The sequence below is a fragment of the Nocardia terpenica genome (genome assembly GCF_013186535.1).
Taxonomy (GTDB): Bacteria; Actinomycetota; Actinomycetes; order Mycobacteriales; family Mycobacteriaceae; genus Nocardia; species Nocardia terpenica.
This window is the reverse complement of record NZ_JABMCZ010000001.1, coordinates 437,466-462,055: the sequence shown is the minus strand read 5'-3', so window position 1 is coordinate 462,055 and position 24,590 is coordinate 437,466. Positions and strand designations below refer to the sequence as shown.

The 24,590-nt window shown below is 74.6% G+C and carries 1 protein-coding gene; it reads right to left on the bottom strand.

Translation table 11 applies throughout. The features are described from left to right. Positions 1-24,525 (bottom strand): type I polyketide synthase, encoded by a 24,525-nt coding sequence (locus HPY32_RS44310; RefSeq protein WP_373686596.1) that lies wholly within the window; start codon positions 24,523-24,525, stop codon positions 1-3. Positions 24,526-24,590: the final 65 nt, after the last annotated feature.

Below are 24,590 nucleotides of genomic sequence, written 5' to 3'. Positions count from 1 at the left end.
TCACGAATCCAGCTCCTTGTCGAGCAGGGCGAACACGTCGTCGATCGTGGTCGCGGCCTCGAGATCGGCGTCTCGGGCGGAGGTGTCGGCGGGGGCGGGATCAGCGGATGCGCTGTGCCCGTTGCCGTTTCCATTGCTGTGGGCGGCGCCGTTGCCGTTGGTGGTGGGCTCGCCGCCGGTAGGGGCCGGGGGGACGCCCCACCGGGCGGCGAGGTCGAGCAGCCGGGTGACCGCGGCCGCGCGGGCCTGCTCGCCGAGGCCGCCGACCAGCTGCTCCAGCCGGTCGAGTTCGGCCAGGTGTTCCGGCCGCAGGGCGGTCGCGGGTTCGTCCGGCGTGGCCGCCGTGCCCGCCTGCGCGGCGATCTTCGGCGCGAGCTTCTCGCCCAGCAGTTCCACCAGCGCGGCCGGGGTCGGGTAGTCGAACGCCAGCGTGGCCGGGAGCCGGACGCCGGTGGCCGCGCCGAGCCGGTTGCGCAACTCCACCGATGTCAGCGAGTCGAAGCCGATATCGGAGAAGTTCTGGTCGGGGTCGAGCTGGCCGTGGTCGTCGTGCCCGAGAACCGTTGCGGCATGGGCACAGACGAGGTCGGTCAGCGCGTCGGCGCGGGCCGCCTCGCCCAGCCCGGCGAGCTCGGCGATCAGGTCGGCCGCGGCGGCCTGCCGGTCGCCCGCCTGACCCGAGCCCGCCGCGGTGGGCCGGGCCTCGCGGGCGGTGACGATGCCGCGCAGCAGCGGCGGGGTCGCCTCCGGCGGGGTGTTGCGGTCGACCCGCAGCGGCACCAGCACCGCCTCGTCCACCGTCAGCGCGGCGTCGAAGGCGGCCAGCCCGGCGTCGAGCGAGAACGGCAGCATGGCACCGAATTTCGCGCCGCCGTCCAGGTCCGCGGTCATGCCCACCTCGGGTGACCACGGCCCCCAGGCCAGCGACTGCGTGGGCCGTCCCGCGGCGCGGCGTCCGGTCGCGAACGCGTCCAGCGCGGCGTTCGCGGCGGCGTAGTTCGCCTGCCCCGCGGACCCGAAGGTGCCCGCGACCGAGGAGTACACCACGAACGCCGCGAGATCCGCGTCGGCGGTCGCCGCGTCGAGTTCCCGCGCGCCGTCGAGCTTCGGCGCGAGCACCGTCGCGATGCGCTCGCTGTTCTGGCTGGCGAGCATGCCGTCGGCGAGCACACCGGCGGTGTGGATCACGGCGGTCAGCGGCGCGTCGGCGGGCACGTGGGTGAGCACCCGCCGCACGTCGGCCGCGTCGGTGACGTCGGCGGCCACCACCGCGACCCGGGCCCCGGCGGCCTCGAGCTCGGCGATCAGGTCGGCCGCGCCGGGCGCGTCCGGCCCGCGGCGCGAGGTCAGCACGAGGCTGGACACCGTGTGCTCGCGCACCAGGTGCCGGGCCAGGGCCGCGCCGAGTCCGCCGGTGCCGCCGGTCACCAGCGCGGTGCCCGCCGGGTCGAGCGGCGCGGGCACCCGCAGCACGACCTTGCCGATCTGGCGGGCCTGGGCCAGGTAGCGGAACGCCTCGCGGGCGCGCCGCACATCCCAGGTCCGCACCGGCGGCACCGCGAGGTCTCCGGTGGCCAGCAGGCCCAGCACCTCGCCGAGCATCGCGCCGATCCGCTCCGGGCCCGCTTCCCACAGGTCGAAGGCGCGGTAGGCGACGCCCGGATGGGCGGCGGCCACCTGCTCCGGATCGCGGATATCGGTCTTGCCCATCTCCAGGAACCGGCCGCCGCGCGGCAGCAGCCGCAGCGAGGCGTCGACCAGGTCACCGGCCAGCGCGTCGAGCACCACGTCCACGCCCGCGCCGCCGGTGGTCGCGGTGAAGTGCGCGCCGAAGTCGGTGGTCCGGGAGGAGGCGGTGTGATCGTCGTCGAAACCGGCCGCCCGCAACGCATCCCGCTTCGCATCGGATGCCGTGGCGTACACCTGGGCGCCGAGGTGGCGGGCGATCTGCACGGCCGCGCCGCCGACGCCGCCGGTCGCGGCGTGCACCAGCACCCGCTCCCCCGCCTTGACGCCGCCGAGGTCGACCAGGGCGTACCAGGCGGTGAGGTAGGCGATGGGAATCGACGCCGCGGTGACGAAGTCCCAGCCGTCGGGGATCCGCGCCAGCATGCGGGCGTCCGCGCGGGCCACCGAACCCATGGCGCCGAAGACGACGCCGGTGACGCGGTCGCCGACGGCGAGCGCGGTGACATCGTCGGCGACCTCGGTGACGATGCCCGCGGCCTCGCTGCCGAGCGCGTCGATGCCGCCCGGGTACATGTCGAGGGCGCCGAGCACGTCGCGGAAGTTCAGGCCCGCCGCCCGCACCGACAGCCGCACCTGGCCGGGCGCGAGCGGTTCGCCCGCAGCGGGATTCGGGGCGAGCACCAGCGTGTCCACCGTGCCCGCGCCGCCCGGCCCGACCTCCAGCCGCCAGGCCGACCGCGGGTCGGCATTCCACGCCGGGGGCACGAGCCCGTGTGCGGCAACGTCTTCGGGGCGCGCGCCCGTCGCGGTGGCCAGGCGCGCGACCCGCAGGTCGCCGCCGGTCCAGGCGAACCAGGATTCGGCTCCGGTGCCCGCCAGCGCGGCGACCCCGGCGAGGATGGCGTCGGGCACCTCGGCCGCGTCGGTGTCGAGCAGGGCCAGCCGTCCCGGATTCTCCACCTGCGCCGAGCGGACGAGTCCGGCCGCGGCGGCGACGGCGGTATCCGGATCGGAACCCGTTGCGCCCCTGGTGATCACGACCAGCGGCGGGCCGTCCCCGGCGTCGGCGTCGAGCCAGGTGCGGACCTTGTCGAGAATCTCGGTGCTCACCCGCACCGCCGCGCCAGCGGGCACCCACAGCGTCGGGGGTACCTGCCGGGCGTCCGGGCACGCCTGGGGAATCCAGCGCACCCGGTGCAGTGCCGCACGGGCGGCACGGATTTCGGGCGAGATCGCCGCGGCTCCCGAGACGGCGCGCAGCATGAGCTCGTCGACCGTCAGGACGGGGGCGCCCGCGGGATCGGCGACCGTCAGGGTCACCGACTCCGGCCCGCTGGCCCGCAGGTGGACCCGCAGGGCGCTGGCGCCGGTGGCGTGCAAGCGAACTCCGGACCAGCTGAACGGGAGTCGGCCGCGGTCGGTGGCGCCGAGTTCGGCGAACATCATGGCGTGCAGCGCGGCGTCGAGCAGCGCCGGGTGCATGCCCATCTCGGCGGCCGCCCCGCTCTCCTCGGCGCGCAGCGCGACCTCGGCGAAGACGTCCTCGCCGCGCCGCCACACCGCCCGCAGGCCGCGGAAGGCGGGACCGTAGGCGAATCCGGCCTCGGCGAAGCGGGCGTAGAAGTCGTCCACCCCGGCCGATTCCGCCCCGGCGGGCGGCCAGGCGGCGAGATCGGTTGCCGGGCGGCCGGTGTCGGCGGCGGGGGCGAGCAGGCCGTCGGCGTGCGGGACCCACTCGGCGTCGGGATCGTCGACCGTGCGGCCGCGCACCTCGAGGGAGCGCACGCCGTCGGCGTCGGGTTCGGAGACGATCAGTTGCAGGTCGACCGCCGCGTCCCTGGTCAGCACCAGCGGCGCGGCGATGGTGACCTCCCGCACGTCCGGCGCGCCGACGATTTCACCGGCGGCGAGCGCCAATTCGAGGAATCCGGTGCCCGGGAACAGCACGGTCCCGCCCACGGCGTGATCGGCGATCCACGGGTGGTTGCGCAGCGACAGCCGCCCGGTGACGAGGTGCCCGCCGGTCGGCAGCTCGAGCACCGCGCCGAGCAGCGGGTGCTCGGTGGCGTCGAGCCCGAGCGCGCCCGCATTGGCGAGGCCGCGGGGCGCGCGGGGCCAGAAGTGGCGGTGCTGGAACGGGTAGGTCGGCAACCGGCGGTAGAGCTCGGTCGGCCGGTGACCGCCGTCGCCCAGGCAGCCCGCCGGGTCGATGGTTCCGCCCGAGACCCACAGTCCCGCAACGGCGCTCAGCACCGATTCGGTCTCGCCCACCTCGGCGCCCGCGGCGGTCGACAGCACGACCCCGTCGGCCACCGCCTCCTCGATCATGGGCCGCAGCACGACGCGCGGCGACACCTCGAGGAATCGGGACACTCCGGTCCCGGCCGCGGCCTCGACGGCGGCGGCGAAGCGCACGGTCTGCCGGACGTGCCGGACCCACCACCGCGGGTCGGACATGTCCCGGAGTCCGGCGGTCGCTCCGGTCAGCGCCGAGACGACGGGGATCCGCGGTGTGTGGAATTCCAGTTCCGCGACCACCCGCTCGAATTCGGCGAGCATGGGCTCCACCAGCGGGGAGTGGAAGGCGTGGCTCACCGTCAGGCGGCGCGTGCGAATCCCCTTGTCCCGCAGGATCTCCACCACCGAGTCCACGGTCTCGCCGGAGCCGGACAGCACGACCGAGCCGGGGCTGTTCACCGCGGCGATGCCGACGGTGTCCTCGAGCCCGGCGAGCAGCGGGGCGACCATGTCCTCCGCGGCGGCGACCGCGACCATGACGCCGCCCTCGGGCAGCGCCTCCATGAGCCGGGCGCGGGCCGCCACCAGCCGGACGGCGTCGCCCAGCTCGAGCACTCCGGCGACGTGGGCCGCGGAGATCTCGCCGACGGAGTGGCCGAGCACGACATCCGCACGCAGGCCCCAGGATTCGAGCAACCGGTACAGCGCCACCTCGAACGCGAACAGGGCGGGCTGAGTGAACCCGGTCCGATCCACCAGACCCGGCTCGGTACCGAATACCACCTCACGCAGCGGACGATCCAGCCAGCGATCGAACTCCACGCAGATCCGGTCGAAGGCGTCCGCGAACGCCCCGAAGGCCGCGTACAGGTCCCGGCCCATTCCGGCGCGCTGCGAGCCCTGCCCGGCGAACACGACACCGGTCGATCCCGAGATCACCGAGCCCACAATCGCATTCGGTCCCGGCTCGTCCTGCGGCACCGCGGCCAGGGCCGCGTCCACGCCGTCCCAGGTCGAGGCCAGCACGACCGCGCGGTGATCGAAGCGCGGGGATCCGGTCCCGAGCGCGCGAGCCAGGTCGGCGAGCGACACGGCACCGTCCTGCGCCAGGGTCCCGGCGGCCGCGAGCAGGTCGGCGGCGCGAGCGGATCGGGCGGCACGGGTGCGGCCGGACAGGATCAGCGGCACCACCGGCAGATCGGAATGCGCTGGTGTGTCGATGGTTTCGGTCTCGGGGGCCTGTTCGATGATCACGTGGGCATTGGTGCCGGAGATACCGAACGACGAAACACCCACGCGCCGTGGACGTCCGGTGTCCGGCCAGTCCACCGTTTCGGTCACCAGCTCGACGGCACCGGCCGACCAATCCACATGCGAAGACGGCGCGTCCACGTGCAGGGTGGCCGGAATTCGCCCGTGCTGCAACGCAAGCACCGACTTCATCACACCCGCCACACCCGCAGCCGCCTGCGTATGACCCACATTCGACTTGATCGAACCCAACCACAACGGCCGCTCGCGATCCTGACCATAGGTCGCCAACACCGCCTGCGCCTCGATCGGATCACCCAAAGTCGTACCCGTACCGTGCGCTTCGACCACATCCACCTCGGCCGGAGTCAACCCCGCCACCGCCAGCGCGGACCGAATGACCCGTTGCTGCGACGGACCATTGGGCGCGGTCAAACCATTCGACGCACCATCGGAGTTCACCGCGGAGCCCCGCATGACCGCCAGCACCGGAAGTCCCTGTGCCACAGCGTCGGACAGCCGGGCGAGCACGAGCATGCCCGCGCCCTCCGAGAAGCCCGCACCGTCGGCGGCCTCGGCGAACGCCTTCGAGCGGCCGTCGGTGGCGAGCCCGCGCTGGCGCGAAAACTCCTGGAACAGGCCGGGACTCGCCATGACCGTCGCGCCACCGGCCAGCGCCAGGTCGCACTCACCGGACCGCAGCGCCGCCGCGGCCTGATGCATGGCCACCAGCGACGCCGAGCACGCCGTATCCACCGTCACCGCCGGACCCTCCAGGCCCAGGGTGTAGGCGACGCGGCCCGATACCACCGAGGCCGCATTGCCGGTGCCGATGTACCCGCCGACATCCTCGCCCGCGGCCACCAGCAGGCCCGCGTAGTCCGTGCCATTGGTCCCGACGAATACGCCGGTCGCCGAGCCGCGCATGCCGAGCGGGTCGATTCCGGCCCGCTCCAACGCCTCCCACGACACCTCCAGCAGCACCCGCTGTTGCGGGTCCATCGCGAGGGCCTCGCGCGGCGAGATGCCGAAGAACTCCGCATCGAATCCCGAAGCCTCCGTGAGGAAGCCGCCCTCGCGCGCATACGACGTGCCGGGCCGATCCGGATCCGGCGAGTACAGCGCCTCCAGGTCCCAGCCGCGGTCGGTGGGGAACGGGCCGATCACATCGGTCCCGTCGGCCAGGATCGACCACAGCTCGGCCGGGGTGCGCACGCCGCCGGGGAAGCGGCAGCCCATGCCGACGATGGCGATCGGCTCGTCGAGTTCGGCCCGGTCGCGCACCCGCGCCGCCGCCGGGGCGCTCGGGGCGTCGCCGACCACCGCCGCGATCTCGCCGAGCAGATGCTCGGCCAGCACCGCGGGGGTCGGGTAGTCGAACACCAGCGTGGCGGGCAGCCGCATCCCGACCGCCTTGCCCAGCGCATTGCGCAGCTCGACCGCGGTCAGCGAGTCGCAGCCCAGGTCGCGGAAGGTGGCGTCCAACGAAACATCCTCGGGGCCCGGGTATCCGAGCACACCGGCGACGTAGGAGCGCACCACCGTGCCGATCTCGCGCTGCCATTCCGAGCGGGCGATCGGTTCGAGGTGCCGCAGCAGCAGCGGCCGTCCGTCGGCGGCGTCGGAGGCCGCGGCGGCGGCCAGCACCGACTGCGCGTCGGGCAGGTCGGCGAGCAGCGCGCTGGCCCGGCCCGCGGTGAACGCGGGCGCGAACAGCTCCCAGTCCAGCGAGCTCACCGCGACGGTGGTCTCGTCGTGGTCGAGCGCGTCCTGTAGGGCCCGCAGCGCCGTCTCCGGCTCCATGTCCAGCACGCCGAAGCGGCGCAGGCGCTCACCGACGGCGCCCTGACCCATGCCGCCCTCGCCGCCCCAGTGACCCCACGCCACGGCCGTCGCCACATCACCGCGACTACGGCGGATGGCGGCGAGCGCGTCCAGGTAGGCGTTGCCGGGCGCGTAGTTGCCCAGGCCGGGACCGCCGATGGTGCCGGAGGTCGAGGAGAACAGCACGAACGCGTCGAGATCGCGTCCGGCGGTGAGCCGGTCGAGCACCGCCGCCGCGCCCGCCTTGGAGCGCAGCACGGGTTCGAAGCGGTCCGCGTCGAGCGAGTCGATGACGCCGTCGTCGAGCGCACCGGCCGCGTGCACCACGGCACGCAGCGGATGCGGCCCGGCGTCGATGGTCGCCAGCAGCGCGGCCACCGCCTCCGGATCGGCGGCGTCGCAGGCGATCACGTCCACCTCGGTGCCCAGCGCCTCGAGCTCCGCGGCCAGGTCGGCGACGCCCGGCGTCTCGGGCCCCCGGCGGCCGATCAGCACCAGCCGGTCGGCCCCGCCCCGCGCCAGCCAGCGGGCCAGGTGCTTGCCGAGCGCGCCGGTGCCACCGGTCACCAGCACGGTGCCACGCGGACGCCAGTCCCGCACGGCCGTGTCCGTGCGCGAGGCGCGCACCATCCGGCGGGCCAGCACGCCCGAACCACGCAGGGCCAGTTGGTCTTCCGCGCCGAAATCGCCCGCACCGGCGAGCACCGCGACCAGTCGGCGCGCGGCGCGCTCGTCGAGCCCGGTGTCCGGCGGCAGGTCGAGCAGGCCGCCCCAGCGGTCGGTGTGCTCCAGCGCGGCAATGCGGCCGAAGCCCCAGATCAGCGCCGGTTCCGCCGCCGCGAGCGCATCGGAGCGGCCCACCGACACCGCGCCCCGGGTGAGGGTCCACAGCGGCGCGGGAATGCCCGCGTCGCCGAGCGCCTGCACCAGGTGCAGGGTCGCGGTCAGGCCGCGCGGCGTGGTCGGACGCGCCGCGTCCAGCGCGGCCGGGGTTCCGGCGGCGAGTCCGGTCAGCGCGATCACGCCCGCGATCTCGTGATCGGCGGCGAGGGCGGTCAGGGTCTCGGCGAGCGCCGCCCGGGTCCCGGAGTCGGTCGCGACCGCCAGATCCACCACGGCGGCACCGGCATTCGTGACGGCGGCGCGCACCTCGTCGACCACCGTGTCGCTCTCCCCCGCGGTCGTCGCCAGCAGCCAGGTGCCGGTGAGGGGGGCCGGGGCGGCGTCGGCGATCGGGCTCCAGGTGATGCGGTAGCGCCACCCGTCGACCAGCGAATGCTGTTGCCGCCGCGTGCGCCACGCGGCGAGCGCGGGCACCACCTCGGCGAACGGGGTGTCGGGGGTGAGGGCGAGCTCACCGGCCAGCCCGGCCACATCGGCGCTGTCGACGCCCGCCCACAGCGGCGCGGCCCAGGCCGCGTCGCTGCCGTCGGCGGCGGGGATCTGCGGGGTCAGCGTCGGCCAGAAGTGCCGCCGCGCGAACGGCGTCGTCGGCACGCTCGACGCCGGAATCGACGCGGTCTCGGCCGCGCCCAGCACCGTCGCGTCGACGGGCAGACCCGCGGTCCACGCGAGGGCGAGGATGGTGAGCAGGTGCTCGTGGGTGTCGCAGTCGCGCCGCAGCGTGGGCACGGCCACCAGCGCGTCGGGCCCGGATTCGGGCAGTCCCGCGTCCTCGGCGGCCTCCGCGATCGCCGGGAGCACCACCGGGTGCGGGCTGACCTCGATCATGGTGCGCAGGCCGTCGGCGAGCAGCCGGGCGACTCCGGCGTGGAAACCGACCGGGGCGCGCAGGTTTTCGAACCAGTAGGCGGAATCGGCGGCGGCGGGCGTCATCCAGTCGCCGCGCACCGTCGACCACCAGCGGATGCCGTCGGCGGTCTCGGCGGCCGGGGTGATGCCCGCGAGCGCGGCGAGCACACCCGCGCGCAGCGGGTCCATGCCCGCCGAGTGCGAGGCGTAGTCGACCGCGATGCGCCGGGTGCGCACACCCGCGGCGGACAGCTCCGCCAGCAGCGCCTCGAGCGCGTCGACCGGGCCGGACACGACCGTGGAGCGGGGTCCGTTGATCGCGGCGACGGACAGCCCCGCCGCCTCGACCCGCTCACGCACCTCGTCCGCGGGCACCCCGACCGAGGCCATGCCGCCGGTCCCGGCGATCGTGCGCAGCAGGCTCGCCCGCCCCGCGACCACGCGGGCGCCGTCGCGCACCGACAGCACACCGGCCACCACCGCGGCGGCGATCTCGCCCTGCGAGTGCCCGAGCACCACCGACGGCGTCACCCCGGCGGCCCGCCACACCGCGGCGAGCGCGACCATGACCGCCCACGAAACCGGTTGCACCACATCGACCGCGTCCAGCGACGCACCCGACCGCAGCACCTCGAGCACATCGAGGTCGACGACCTCGGCGAGCGCGGCGGCGCATTCGGTCAGCCGCTCCCGGAACACCGGCGAGGCGTCCAACAGCCGGGCGCCCATGCCGACCCACTGCGCGCCCTGGCCGGGGAAGACGAACACCGGGCCCTTGGCCTCCTCGGGCGCGAGGCCGCGAACCACCCCGTCGACCGGGGCGTCGGGCGCGGCGGCGAAGGCCCGCAACCGCCCGGCCGCAACGGATCCGGCGTCGGGGCCGGAGCCCACGATCACGGCCGCGCGGTGCTGACCGCGTGGACGCCGGGCCAGGACGTGCGCCACCCCGGCCGGATCTTGCTGCGACTCGGCCAGCGCCGCAAGGCGATTCGCGAGCGTGCCGAGCGCCTCGGCCGAGCGCGCGGAGAACGTCCAGGCGACCGGTTCGGCCGTGGGTGCGGGCTGCGGGGCCGCCTCGACGACGGGCGGCTCCTCGATGATGACGTGCGCGTTGGTGCCGCTCATGCCGAACGACGACACACCGGCGCGGCGGACCCGCTCGCCGGCGGTCCAGTCGACCGCCTCGCCGAGCAGCGCGACGCCGCCGCCGGACCAGTCCACGTGCGGGGTCGGCGCGTCGAGATGCAGTGTGCGCGGCAGCTTCTCGTGCCGCAGCGCCTCGACGATCTTGATGATGCCCGCGACGCCCGCGGCGGCCTGGCTGTGCCCGATATTCGATTTCAGCGAGCCCAGCCACAGCGGCCGCTGCGGGTCGCGGCCGCGGCCGTAGACCGCGATGAGGGCCTGCGCCTCGATGGGGTCACCGAGCTGGGTGCCGGTGCCGTGCGCCTCGACCGCGTCGATATCGTCGGGCGCCAGCCCGGCCGCGGCCAGCGCGGCCCGGATGACCCGCTGCTGCGACGGCCCGTTGGGGGCGGTCAGGCCGTTCGACGCGCCGTCGGAGTTCAGCGCCGATCCGGCGATGGTGGCGAGCACCGGGTGGCCGTTGCGCCGCGCGTCCGACAGCCGCTCGACCAGCACGACGCCGACGCCCTCGCCCCAGCTCGCGCCGTCGGCGGCGGCGGCGAACGGCTTGCAGCGCCCGTCGGCGGCCAGCGCCCGCTGGCGGCTGAACTCGATCAGCGAGCCCGGGGTGGACATCACGGTCACGCCGCCGACCAGCGCGAGATCGCACTCGCCGTCGCGCAGCGCCTGGGTGGCCAGGTGCAGCGCCACCAGCGACGACGAGCAGGCGGTGTCCACGCTCAGCGCGGGCCCCTGTAGGCCGAGGATGTAGGCGATGCGGCCGGACAGCACGCTCGGCGAGGTTCCGGTGCCCACATAGCCTTCGACGTCGTCGTCGGAGCGGGTGAGCAGGGCCGAGTAGTCCTGATAGGTGATACCGGCGAACACTCCGGTGGCGCTGCCGTGCAGCGTGGTCGGGTCGATTCCGGCCCGCTCCAGCGCCTCCCACGAGGTCTCCAGCAGCAGCCGCTGCTGCGGGTCCATGGCCAGCGCCTCGCGCGGCGAGATCCCGAAGAACACCGGGTCGAAATCGCCTGCGGCGTCGAGGAATCCGCCCTCGCGGGTGTAGCAGGTGCCGGGGTGGTCGGGATCGGGATCGTAGAGGGCCGCCAGGTCCCAGCCGCGGTCGGTGGGCAGCGGGACGATCGCGTCGCGACCCTCGGCGACCAGGTCCCACAGCTGTTCCGGGGTGGTCACGCCGCCGGGGAACCGGCAGGCGGTCGCGACGATCACCAGCGGATCGGTGGCCGTGTCGCGGCGCGCGGCGGCGACCGGCGCGGCGCTGTCGGCGGACGCGGTCAGCAGCTCGCGCAGGGCGGCGGCGAGGGCGTCCGGGGTCGGGTAGTCGAACACCATGGTCGCGGGCAGCCGCACCCCGGTGTCGCGCTCGATGCCGTTGCGGATCTCGACCGCGCCGATCGAGCTCACGCCGAGCTCGGTGAAGGCGCGCCCGGCGGTCACATCGGCGGCGTCCTCGAGGCCGAGGACCGCGGCGGTGCGGGCGCGGACGATGCCGAGCAGTTCGTCATGCGCCTGCTCCGCGGGCAACGCCGACCAGCGATTCGCCGGTCCGGCGGCGGTGTCGGAGGTACCGACCACCACCTCGGATTCGGTGGGCGCCACCGCATTCGGCGCGGCGGCCGCGGTGCTCGCGGCCCGCCGACGCCGCCGACGGGGTTCCGGCGTGGCCTCGGCCGCGGCGGCCGGAGGGGCGACGGCCGAGGCGGCGGCCGGGCGCAGCCGGAGCGAGCCGATGCTGAGCACCGGATCACCGGCCGGATCGACCGCGTGCAGGGTCACCGACCGCCCGGCCCCGGAATCGGCTGTGCCGGAATCGGTCACATCGAGCGCGACACGCAACACGGTGGCCCCGATGGCATGCAGCGTGATGTCCGTAGCGGCGAACACCAGCGACGGCGGCGCAGGCTCCGCCCCCATGGCCACGGCCTGTAGCGCGGCATCCAACAGCGCCGGATGCAATCCGGCTCGCCATGCCTCCGCCCCGGAACCCTCCTCCGGCAACGCAATATCGGCAACGAGGGTCCCCCCGGACCGCCGCAACGACCGCACCGCCCGAAACGTCGGCCCATAACTGGTGCCCTCCGCCTCCCAGGCGTCATAGCACGCCGCGACCTCCTCGCCCCCGAGGACCGGCACACCGGATTCGGCAAGCGCCGGAACCCGCCCCGCCTCCCCGGGCAACACCGCAAGCCGCCCACTGGCATGCCTGCGCCACGCCTGCCCAGCGGAAGCCCGCGAGTAAAAACCAAATTCGCGATACCCGGACCGATCGGCCCCACCAACCTCAACCTGAATCTCCACCGCCCCCGGCACGCTGCCACCACTCGCCCCCGGCACACGCCCGTCACCCAGCCCCGGCACACTGCCGTCACCCAACCCCGGCACACCGCCATCGCCCAGCCCCGACACGCGACCGCCGCTCGCCCCCGACCCACTGCCATCGCCCAGGCCCGGCACGCTGCCGTCACCCAACCCCGGCACACTGCCATCGTCCAGCCCCGACACGCGACCGCCGCTCGTCCCCGGCACGCTGCCATTGCTTGTCCCCGGCGCGCTGCCGTTGCTCGTCCCCGGCACGCTGCCATTGCTCGTCCCCGGCGCGCTTTTGGCCGGGGCCCCGCCCTCGAGCACCAGCGGCGACTCGATGATGATCTCCGCCACGCGGCCGCAGCCGACCGCGTCCGCCGCGCCGACGAGCAGTTCGAGGTATGCGGCCGTGGGGAATACGACCGAACCGGCGAGGCGGTGTTCGGTCAGCCACGGGTGTGTGCGTGCGTCGAGGCGGCCGGACAGGACCGTCTCGCCGTTGGCGAGCGTGGTGATCGCGGTCAGCAGCGGGTGTTCGCCGTCGCCGAGGGCGGTCGCGGGTGTCGGCGTCGGCGCCAGCCAGTAGCGCCGCCGCCGCAGCGGGGTGACCGGCACGTCGACCACCCGGGCCGCACCGGCGAAGGCCGGGGCCCAGTCCACGTCGACGCCGTCGACGTGCAGCGCGGCCAGTGCGGCCAGCACCGATTCGGGTTCCTCGCGGTCGCGCCGCAGCAGCGCCACCGCGGGACCGCCGGTCGTTCCCGCGATCGAGTCGAAGATCTCGGCCAGCAGCGGCGTGAGGGTGGCATCGGGACCGGCCTCGAGCCAGCGGGTCACGCCGAGCGCGTGGCAGGCGCGGATCGCGGCCTCGAAGCGCACCGGTTCGCGCAGGTGGGCCACCCAGTGGGCGGGATCGGTGAGCTCGCCGGGTTCGGCGAGGCGGCCGCGCCGGTCGCAGACGATCGGCAGCGTCGGTTCGTGGAAGGTCAGCGTCCGCGCCACCCGCTCCACCGCGTCGAGCGCGGGATCCATGCGCGCCGAGTGGAAGGCGTGGCTGACCCGCAGCGGCGTCGCGCGAATACCGCGGCCCTCCAACAGGACTCGTACCTCGGCGAGCAGATCGGCATCGCCGGACAGGGTGAGCGCGGCGGGCCCGTTCACGGCCGCGACATCGAGGGTGTATCCCCAGCCGTCCAGCAGCTCGAGCACGGTGTCCTCCGCGGCGCGGACCGCGAGCATGCCGCCGCCCGCGGGCAGCCGCTCCATGGCCGTGGCGCGCGCGGCGACCAACCGGCAGGCGTCGGGCAGGTCGAATACCCCGGCCACATGGGCGGCGGCGATCTGGCCGATCGAATGACCCACCACCACATCGGGAATCACGCCGTGCGCGCGGAGCAGCGCCGCGAGCGCGACCTCGATCGCGAACAGGGCGGGCTGGGTCCAACCGGTGCGGGCGAGCAGGTCGGCGTCGGTGCCGAAAACCACCTCGCGCAGCCCGGGTTCGACGCCCAGTTCGGCGTCGAGCAGATCGGCGACCTCCTCGAACGCGGCACGGAACACCGGTGAGACGGCGATCAATTCGCGGCCCATGCCGAGTCGCTGCGCGCCCTGGCCGGAGAACAGCAGCGCGGTGCGGCCGAAACGGGTGGTGCCGGTGATCAGGGCGGAATCCTCCGCTCCCGCGGCGGCCGCGGCCAGCGCCCGGCTCGCGGCGGCCGCGTCGCGGGCGATCACCACGCCCCGGTGTTCGTGCGCGGCGCGGGTGGTGGCCAGGGAGAACGCCAGATCGGCCGGGGCGGAACCGAAGTCGGGCAGGCGGTCGCGCAGGACGGCGGCGGTGTCGCGCAGTCCGGCGGCGGTGCGGCCCGCGAACGGCCACGGGAACGGACCGGCGGGCGGCGCGACCGGCGCGGTGTGCTGGGCCGGGGCCTCCTCGAGCACGATGTGCGCGTTGGTGCCGCTGATGCCGAAGGCGGACACCCCGGCCCGCCGCGGCCGGTCGCCGCCGAGCCAGGGTCGGGCCTCGGTGAGCAGGGTGACCCCGCCGTTCCAATCGACGTGCGTGGTCGCGGGTTCGGCGTGCAGGGTGGCGGGCAGCCACTCGTGGCGCAGCGCCTGCACCATCTTGATGATTCCGCCGACGCCCGCGGCCGCCTGGGCGTGGCCGATATTGGACTTGAGCGAGCCGAGCCACAGCGGTTCGGTGCGGCCGGACCCGTACACCGAGATCAGCGCCTCGGCCTCGATCGGGTCGCCGAGCACCGTGCCGGTGCCGTGCGCCTCCACCGCGTCCACCTCGTCGGGCCGCAGTCCCGCGTCGCGCAGCGCGGCGCGCAGCACCTCCTCCTGGGCGCGGCCGTTGGGCGCGGTGAGTCCGTTGGATGCGCCGTCGGCATTGACCGCCGACCCGCGCACCACCGCCAGCACGCGGTGCCCGGCGGCGAGGGCGTCGTCGAGGCGCTCGACCACGAGCACGCCGACGCCCTCGGACCAGCCGGTGCCGTCGGCGGCGGCGCCGAAGGATTTGCACCGGCCGTCCGCGGCGAGCCCGCCCTGCCTGCTGAATTCGACGAAACCGGCCGGGCTGGCCATGACGGTGACGCCGCCGACGAGGGCGGCGTCGCAGTCGCCCGCCTGGAGCGCGCGGGCGGCGAGGTGCAGGGCGACCAGCGACGAGGAGCAGGCCGTGTCGACGGTGACCGACGGTCCGCGCAGCCCGAGCGTGTAGGAGACCCGCCCGGAGATCACGGCATTGGCGGTGCCGGTGAGCAGCTGCCCGGCCAGTTCCTCCGCGACCGCGGAGACGCCGTGGCCGTAGCCCGAGGCGCCCGCCCCGACGTATACGCCGGTGCGGCTGCCGCGCAGCGCGGCCGGGTCGATGCCCGCCCGCTCCACGGCCTCCCACGCGACCTCCAGCAGCAGCCGCTGCTGCGGGTCCAGCGCGGCGGCCTCGCGCGGCGCGACACCGAAGAACGGCGCGTCGAATTCCGCTGCGCCGGAGAGGAATCCGCCGCGCGAGGTGGCGATGCCCTGGCGCTCGGGATCGAGCAGGCTCTCGATATCCCAGCCGCGGTCGTCCGGGAAGTCCCCGATGCCCTCGCCGCCCGCGGCGACCAGGTCCCACAGGCCGTCCGGGTCGGCCACGCCGCCGGGGAAGCGGCAGGCCATGCCGACGATGGCGAGCGCGGAGCCCCGGTCGACGGTCGTGGCCGGGGCCGGGGTGGCCGGTTCGGCCTGCCCGGTGTCGGGCCAGATGCGCGGTTGGAGGTAGGCGACGAGTTCGGTGGCGGTCGGGTAGTCGAAGACCAGCGCCGCGGGCAGCGTCAGCCCGGTCTCGCGGGCCAGCGCATTGCGCAGGTCGACCGCGGTGAGCGAGTCGAAACCCAGGTCGCGGAAGGTGATTCGCGGGTCGGGCGTGCCGGTCAGGCCGAGCACATCGGCCACCAGCCGGTGCACCAGGTCGAGCAGGACCGCGCCGCGCCGCCCGGTGGGGACGTCCGCCAGCGGCGAGCGCCCCGCCTCGGACGGCTCCGGATCGGCGGGAACCACGTCGCGCAGCAGCGGACTCGGCCGGGTCATGGTGAAAGCGTCTGCGAATCGGTCGATGTCGAGCTCGCACACGATCGGGGTGGGGTCCTCGCCACCGGCCAGTACCGCGAGGGCCGCAGCGGCAGCCTCCGGGGTGAAGGCGCGAAGTCCTTGGCGGGCAAGGCGATCGAGGGCACCGTCGACATCGGTGAGTCCGGCACCGGCCCAGGGGCCCCAGGCGATCGAGGTCGCGTGAAGACCGCGCTGCCGCCGGGCCAGGGCCAGGGCGTCGAGGGCGGCATTGGCGGCCGCGTACGCGGGCTGCCCGGCCGAACCCCAGACCCCGGCGACCGAGGAGACGAGCACGAAGGCGTCGAGTTCACGGTCGGCGGCGAGGGTATCGAGAACGACCGCGCCGGTGGCCTTTGCGGCGAGCACGGCGGCGGCATCCCCGCGATCGGCCGCCGCAATCGGGCACGCCTCGCCCAGCCCGGCGGCGTGGATGATGGCGCGCAGTTCGGGGCCGTCGGCATCGATCTCGTCGAGCAGCGCGGCGACGGCCTGGCGATCGGCGGCGTCGACGGCACGGATCACGAGATCGACACCGGTCGAGGCGAATTCGGCGCGCAGCCGCTCGGCGGCCGGGGAATCGGGTCCGCGCCTGCTGGTGAGCACCAGCCGCTCGGCACCGTTCTCCGCGGCATAGCGCGCGAGCCGGGCGCCGATTCCACCGACACCGCCCGTAATGAGCACCGTGCCCCGCGGCTTCCACGCCGGTTCGGTAGCGGCCGCCTCTCGACGGAGGCGGCGAACAAGGATGTCGCCCTTGCGGATTGCGACCTGGTCCTCGCCGGTGTCCCCGGCCAGCACCGTGAGCAGGCCCGCCAGCGAGGCGGCATCCGGCGCGGCGGGCAGATCGATGAGACCACCCCACCGGCGCGGATACTCCAGTGCGGCAACCCTTCCCAGGCCCCAGAGTGCCGCCGGTACCGCCGCGGGCGCACCATCGGAGGCAGACGCGCCGACGGCATCGGCGGTCACACACCACAGCGGGGCGTCGCCGTCGAGCGCCCGCACGATCTCGAGGGTGTCCAGGACGAGGCTGTGGTCGTCGTCCGCCGCCCGGTGGTCCAGGGCGAGCAGCGACACGATCCCGTCCGCGGTCTGCGCGGCGGCGAGCCGTCGGGTCAATTCGGTTGGGTCGGACGCGGTTTCGTCGACGGCCACGGTGGTGACCTCGACGCCCGCCTCGGTCAGGGCCGCGATGACGGCGGCGGCATCGGACGGAATCTCGGTGCGGGTCAGCGCGATCCAGCGCCCCCGGGGCACGGCGGCGGCCACGGTCGCCGGTCGCCAGGTGACGGCCCACCGGTGGGCGAGCACATCGGCGCGGGACTCGGCGGCGCGCCGCCACTCGGCCAGCAGCGGCAGCGAAACGCTCAGCGCCGCATGCTCTTCGGCATTCGGCTCGGCCCCGACCGCGGCCAGCAGAGCATCGAGATCGGCACCGGCGACCGCCCGCGAGACCGGGTCGTCCGCCGCGGCGGCGGGGCGGGCGTCGGCCTCGGGCCAGTACCGGGTGTGGGTGAACGGATAGGTGGGCAACTCGGCCCACTCGGTGGTGTGCGGGATGCCGGGCGCGTGCGGGAGGTCGGCGCCGAAGATCCACAGCGCCGCAGCGGCCCGGCGCGCGGCCTCGGGTTCGGGCAGGTCGCGATGGCCGAGGCAGGCGGTCGGCAGGTCGGGGTGGTCGGCCGCGAGGTGACCGGTCAGCGACGCGTGCGGGCTCACCTCCACCCAGCGGGCCGGGCCGTATTCGGCGACGGCGGTGGCGACGGCCTCGGCGAAGCGCACCGGCGAAACCAGTTGGCGGGCCCAGTGTTCGGGGTCGGCCCAGTCCGCGGCGGTCACCTCCCGCGCGGTGTGGGTCGAGATGACGGGCAGGCCCGGCGCGTTCCAGGTCAGGCCCGCGGCGACGCGGGCGAGTTCGGCGGCGGCCGGTGCCATGCGCGGCGAGTGGAAGGCGTGGCTGGTGACCAGCCGGGACACCCGGACGCCGTCGAGCCCGGTGAGCAGGGTCTCCAGGGCGTCGGTGTCGCCGGACAGCACCAGGCTGCCCGCCGCATTGGCGGCCGCCACGCACACGCCGTCCGGGAGCGCGGCGACGATCGCGGCGAGCCGTTCGGGATCGCCGGACAGCGCGGCCATGGAGCCGCCGGTCGGCAGCGCGGCCATGGCGGTGGCGCGGGCGGCGACCAGCCGCGCGGCGTCGGCCAGCGACAGCGCGCCGCTCACGTGCGCGGCGGTGAGCTCGCCGATCGAGTGACCGATCAGCGCACCCGCGGTCAGGCCCCAGGACTCGAGCAGGCGGTAGCCCGCGACCTGGTAGGCGAACAGCGCGGGCTGCGCCCAGCCGGTCCCGGCCAGAACCGTTGCGTCGCTGCCGAAGACGATGTCGGTGAGGGAGCCGGGCAGGTGTGCCGCGAGGGCGTCGCAGACCTCGTCGAATGCCTCGGCGAAGACCAGCGAGCTCGCCCGCAAAGCCTGTCCCATGCCGAGACGCTGCGAGCCCTGGCCGCCGAAGAGCACGCCGGTCGGGCCGGGCGCGGCCCGGCCGGTCAGCACCAGCGGCGAGGATTCCGCGGTTGCCAGCGCGGCCAGGCCGTCGGCCGAGCCGTCCAGCACGACCGCCCGGTGCGGCAGGGCGGCGCGGTGGTGGGCGAGGGTGGCGGCGACGCGGGTGGCGTCCCCGGCCAGCGGGACCAGTCCGGCGGCGATGGCCCGCACGGCGGTCTCGTCGTTGGCAGCGATCCGGAAGACCACCGGCTCGGTGGTCGACGGATTCTCCTGTGGCGCTTCGTATTCCGGTGCCTGCTGCAAGACCACGTGGGCATTGGTTCCGGAGATGCCGAAGGCCGACACCCCCGCGCGGCGCACGCCGGAGTGCTCCGGCCACGCCCGTCCCTCGGCCACCAGTTCCAGCACCGAGGAGTCCCAATCCACGTGCCGCGACGGCACATTCACGTGCAGGGTGGCGGGCACCCAGCCGTGTTCCATGGCCAGCACCATCTTGATCAACCCGGCCATCCCGGCCGCGGCCTGGGTGTGGCCGATATTCGACTTCACCGAACCCAGCAGCAGCGACCGGTCGCGCGATTCCGCGCCGAACACTCGTTGCAGCGCGCCCGCCTCGATGGGATCGCCCAGCGCGGTACCGGTTCCGTGGGCCTCCAGCACATCCACCTGACCCGGGGTCAGTCCCGCCGCGGCCAGGGCGTCGGCGATCACGCGCTCCTGGGCGGGGCCCGAGGGGGCGGTCAAACCATTGGACGCACCGTCCGAGCCCACCGCCGAACCGGCCACCACGGCCAGCACCCGGCCGCCGCGGGCGCGGGCCGCGCTCAATCGCTCGACCACCACGACACCGCAACCCTCGCTCCACCCGGTGCCGCCCTCGCCCTCGGCGAAGGCACGGCAGCGACCGTCCGAGGACAGGCCGCCGACCCGGGAGAATTCCACGAATCCTCCGGGAGAAGACATGACGGTGACACCGCCGACGACGGCTCGGGAGCATTCGCCGCCCTGTACCGCGCCGACGGCCTGATGCAGCGCCACCAGCGACGACGAGCACGCGGTATCCACGGTCACCACCGGGCCGGACAGGCCGAGGAAGTAGGCGATCCGGCCGGACATTACGCTGGCCGCATTGCCGGTGCTGATATGCCCGCCGACATCGACGCTCGAACCCACCAGGGCCCCAACGTAATCCTGACCGTTGGTGCCGACGAACACGCCGGTTCGGCTGTCCCGCAACGACAGCGGATCGATACCCGCGTCTTCCAATGCCTCCCACACCACTTCGAGCAGCAACCGCTGCTGCGGGTCCATGGCCAGCGCCTCACGCGGCGAGATGCCGAAGAACCCGGCATCGAAACCGGCTACGTCGGACAGGAATCCGCCACCGGGGTGCTGCCGCACGAGCTGCGGGTCCCAGCCGCGATCCTCCGGCATCGGGGCGATGACGTCCCGGCCCCCGGCCAGCAGTTCCCAGAAGCTCTCGGGGGTGTTCGCGCCGCCGGGGAAGCGGCAGCCCAGGCCCACGATCACGATCGGATCGTCGTCGAGGTCCGCCACCGGCGCGGTCGGCACGGGGGCCGGGGCGGACCCGGCGCGGCGGTCGTGCAGGAAGGCGGCGAGCGCGTCGACGGTCGGGTGGTCGAAGGCCAGGGTGGCGGGCAGCTGGGTGTCCAGGGCGACCTGAAGGCGGTTGCGCAGGTCGACGGCCGTCAGCGAGTCGAGGCCGAGATCGTGCAGCGGGCGCGCCGGATCGAGGGTGCCCGGCGAGGCGTGGCCGAGCACCTGCGCGACCGTGACGTGTGTGAGCCGGTGGATGCGGCGGCGGGCCTCGTCCGCGGTGAGCCCGTCCAGGTCGGCGGCCACCGGCGGGCGTGCCGGTGCGGCGGCGCGGACCTCGGCCAGCTCGCCGAACAGCGCCGACGGGCGCACCGAGGTGAACGACGGGGCGAAGCGCTCCCACGCGATATCGGCCACCAGCACCGACTGTCCGGAGCCACCGGTGGCCCGGGCCGTGGCGGCGAGCGCGATATCGACCGGCAGCCCGGTCACACCGGCGCGGCCGGAGCGTTCCGCGAGCGCGGCGTCGGCGGCCATGCCGCCGCCCGACCACGGTCCCCAGGCGAGCGCGGTGGCGGGGTGCCCGGCCGCGCGGCGGCGCGCGGCCAGCGCATCGAGGGCCGCATTGGCGGCCGCGTACGCGGCCTGACCCGCGTTGCCGAGGTATCCGGCGAAGGAGGTGAACACGACGAAGGCATCGAGGTCCCGCTCCCGGGTGAGCAGGTCCAGCCGTTGCGCCGCACCGACTTTCGGCTCCCAGACCCGGGCCACGGCCTCGGGGGCGAGCGCGGTCAGCACGCCGTCGTCGAGGACACCGGCGGCGTGGATCACCGCGCGCAGGTCCGCGAGACCGCCGACGAGCGCGGCGAGGGCGTCCGCATCGCAGACATCCACGGCGACCAGCTCGACGTCCGTACCGTGCTGCACGAGTTCGGCCCGAAGTTCTTGCGCCCCTGGGGCATCCGGCCCGCGGCGTCCGGCCAGCACGATGCGGTCGGCTCCCGCTCGGGCGGCCCACCGGGCGACGTGCCCGCCCAATGCTCCTGTCCCGCCGGTGATCAGCACCGTTCCGCGCGGCGTCCAGGTTTCGGCGGGCAGGGTGTGGCGTTCCAGGCGACGCACGTAGACGCCGCTGGCGCGCACCGCGACCTGGTCCTCGGCGGCGTCCTCATCGCCGACGCGGCCGTCGAGCACGGCCACGATCCGGTCGGCCGTGCGCTCGTCGATCTCGCCGGGCAGGTCGAGCAGGCCGCCCCAGGTGCCGGGGGCCTCGAGGGCGGCCACCCGGCCCAGGCCCCAGAGTGCCGCCGCGAGCGGATCGATCGCCTCGGTGTCGCCGACCCGGACGGCATCGCGGGTGGCGACCCACAGGCGGGCGTCGGGCAGTGCCGCGGACACCGCGGCCACGACCCGTGCCGTCCCGGCGAGCAGTGCGCCCGGGTCGGCCGAGGGATCCGTCTCGGCTAGCAGTAGCACACCGGCGACGGAATCCGGCTCTCCGAGAAGGGTTTCCAGGTCGGTGCCCGCATCGATCGCGCTGGTGCGCAACGGCAGACCCGCGGCGCGCAGCACGGCGATCGTCTGTTCCTGGTGCGCCGCACCGGAAGTGAGCACGAGCCAGGTACCCGGGGACCCGGCGGCGGGGCGGACCGAGCGGCGCAGCCAGCGGTCGGCGTAGGTCATGGTGTCGGCGGCGGTGTCGCGGCGCGCCCCCTCGTGCCAGCGGGCGAGCGCGGGCAGCAGGTCGGTCAGCGAGACCTGCGGATCGACCGCGAGCAGGTCGCACAGCGCGGCCACGTCGTCGTCGCCGACCGTGCGCCAGAAGGCGGCGTCGGCGCCGGAGACCAGCGGGGCCGGGGCGGCCTCGACGGGCAGCGGGTCCAGCCAGAACCGCTGGTGCTGGAACGGATAGGAGGGCAGCGAACCGACCGCGTGCGGATCGGTGGACAGGCCGGGCCACCGATCCAGGTCGGCCCCGCTCGCCCACAGTCTCGCCACGGCGCGGCGCGCGGCCGCGGGCCCGGAATCGTCGCGCTCGCACAGGCAGTGGGCCGCCTCGGTGCGGTCGGCGGCCAGGTATCCGGTCAGCGACGGCCGCGGGCTGATCTCCAGCCACCGGCCCGGTTCGGTGATCTCGCCGACCGCGCGGACCGCGTCGGCGAAGCGGACCGGGTGGGTGAGCTGGTCGGCCCAGTGCCGGGGATCGGCCCAGGTCCGCGCCTCGACGGGCGCGCCGGTGACCGTGGACAGCACCGGAATGGCCGGGGCCGACCAGGTCAGGTCGGCGGCGACGGCCGCGAGGGCGGCACCGGCCGGGGCCATCTGCGGGCTGTGGAAGGCGTGGCTGGTCGCCAGCCGGGCGACCCGGACCCCGTCGCCGACCTCGGCGAGCACGGTCTCGAGCGCGTCGGCGGCCCCGGCCAGCGTCACGCCGGAGGCCGAATTGTAGGCCGCCACAACGACTTCGGCTCCAAGCGCGGCAATGATGCGGCCCAGCCGGTCGGGATCGCCGGAGAGCGCGGCCATGGCGCCGCCCTCGGGCAGCGCGGCCATGGCGTCGGCCCGCGCCGCGACCAGTCGCGCGGCATCGTCCAGCGACAGCGCGCCCGAGAGGTGGGCGGCGGTGATCTCGCCGAGCGAGTGGCCGATGAGCACGGCCGGGCGCAGGCCCCACGATTCGGCCAGCCGATAACCCGCGACCTCGAAGGCGAACAGGGCGGGCTGGGCCCATCCGGTCGTGGCGAGCAGGGCGGTGGCGGCCGCGTCGTCGGCGCCCGCGCCGTCGATCACCTCGGCCAGCGCACGGTCGCGGTCGAGCCGGGCGTCGAGGGCGGCGCAGGCGGCGTCGAACGCCTCCGCGAAAACCGGGTACGCGGAACGCAATTCGCGGCCCATGCGCAGCCGCTGGGCGCCCTGCCCGCCGAATACCACCGCGGTGCCGCCGACGGCGAGCGATCCGGTGACCAGGGCCGGATGGGATCGGCCCGCGGCGAGCGCCTCCAGGGCGGCGGACCGATCGTCGTCGGTGTCGGCCAGGATGGCGGCGCGGCGTTCGAAGAGGGTCCGTCCGGTCAGGGCCGCGGCCGTTCCGACGGGATCGGCGAGTAGATCGGGGCGGTGGAGCAGACGGGCGGCGAACGCACCGAGCGCATCTTCGCTGCGCGCCGACAGCAGCCACGGGTTCCCGTTGGCGGTGTCTGCGGTTGTTTGCTCACTGTTCCCGGCGGCTGTTTGCTCACTGTCCCCGGCGGTCTTCTGGGCCGGGGTCTGCGGTGCCTGCTCCAGGATGATGTGCGCGTTGGTGCCGCTGACGCCGAAGGCGGAAACGCCTGCGCGGCGCGGATGTTCGGTCTCGGGCCAGTCCATGGCCGACGACAGCAGCGACACCGATCCGCGATGCCAGGCGACCTTGCTGGACGGGGTGTCCGCGTGCAAGGTCTTGGGGAGCCGCCCGTGCTCCATCGCCTTGATCATCTTGATCACACCGGCAACACCCGCGGCAGCCTGCGTATGACCGATATTCGATTTGATCGACCCGAGCCACAGCGGCCGCTCCCGCCCCTGCCCGTAGGTCGCCAGCAACGCCTGCGCCTCGATCGGGTCACCCAGCACCGTGCCGGTACCGTGCGCCTCCACCGCATCCACCTCGTTCGGCGACAACCCCGCCGAACCCAACGCCGCACGAATCACACGCTGCTGCGACGGACCATTCGGCGCGGTCAAACCACTCGACGCACCATCGGAATTCACCGCCGACCCACGCACCAACCCCAACACCCGACGACCCGCCGCGAGCGCGTCGCTCAGCCGCTCCAGCAGCACCAGACCGACACCCTCACCCCAGCCGGTCCCGTCGGCGGACTCCGAGAACGCCTTGCAGCGGCCGTCCGGAGCCAGGCCCCGCTGGCGGCTGAATTCGAGGAAGACGGCGGGCGTGACCATGACCGTGACGCCGCCCGCCAGGGCCATCGAGCACTCCCCCGCCCGCAGCGCCTGCGCGGCCAGATGCAGCGCGACCAGCGAGGAGGAGCACGCGGTGTCGACGGTGAGGGACGGGCCCTGCAACCCGAGCACATAGGACAGGCGCCCGGAGATCACCGAGGTGGAGGTGCCGGTGAGCAGGTGCCCGCCCAGCTCCTCGGGAATCGCGGTGACATCGGAGCCGTATCCGTCCGCGCCCGCGCCGATGAATACGCCGGTGGCCGAGCCGCGCAGGCCGCGCGGCTGCACGCCCGCGTTTTCCAGCGCCTCCCAGGCGGTTTCGAGCAGCAGCCGCTGCTGCGGGTCGGTCGCCAGCGCCTCGCGCGGGGACATGCCGAAGAAGTCGGCGTCGAAGCCCGGGACATCGTCGAGGAAGCCGCCCTCGCGGCAGTACGAGGTGGCCGGGTGATCCGGGTCCGGATCGAACAGGCCCTCGGCGTCCCAGTTGCGGTCGGTGGGGAAGCCGCCGATCGCGTCGGCGCCCGCGTCGACCAGCGACCACAGGTCCTCCGGCGTCGCGACACCACCCGGGAACCGGCAGGCCATACCCACCACGGCAAGAGGCTCGCGCTCGGCCTCCTCCCGGGCCTTCAACTCCTGCTTGGCCTCGTGCAGGTCAGCAGTGACGAGTTTCAGGTAGTCCCGCAGCTTGCCCGCGTTTTCCATCCGAGACACCGGCCCCATCCGCATCGGCGACAACATGTGAGGTGACGGTGCTTTTCGGCACCGCCACCGGCATG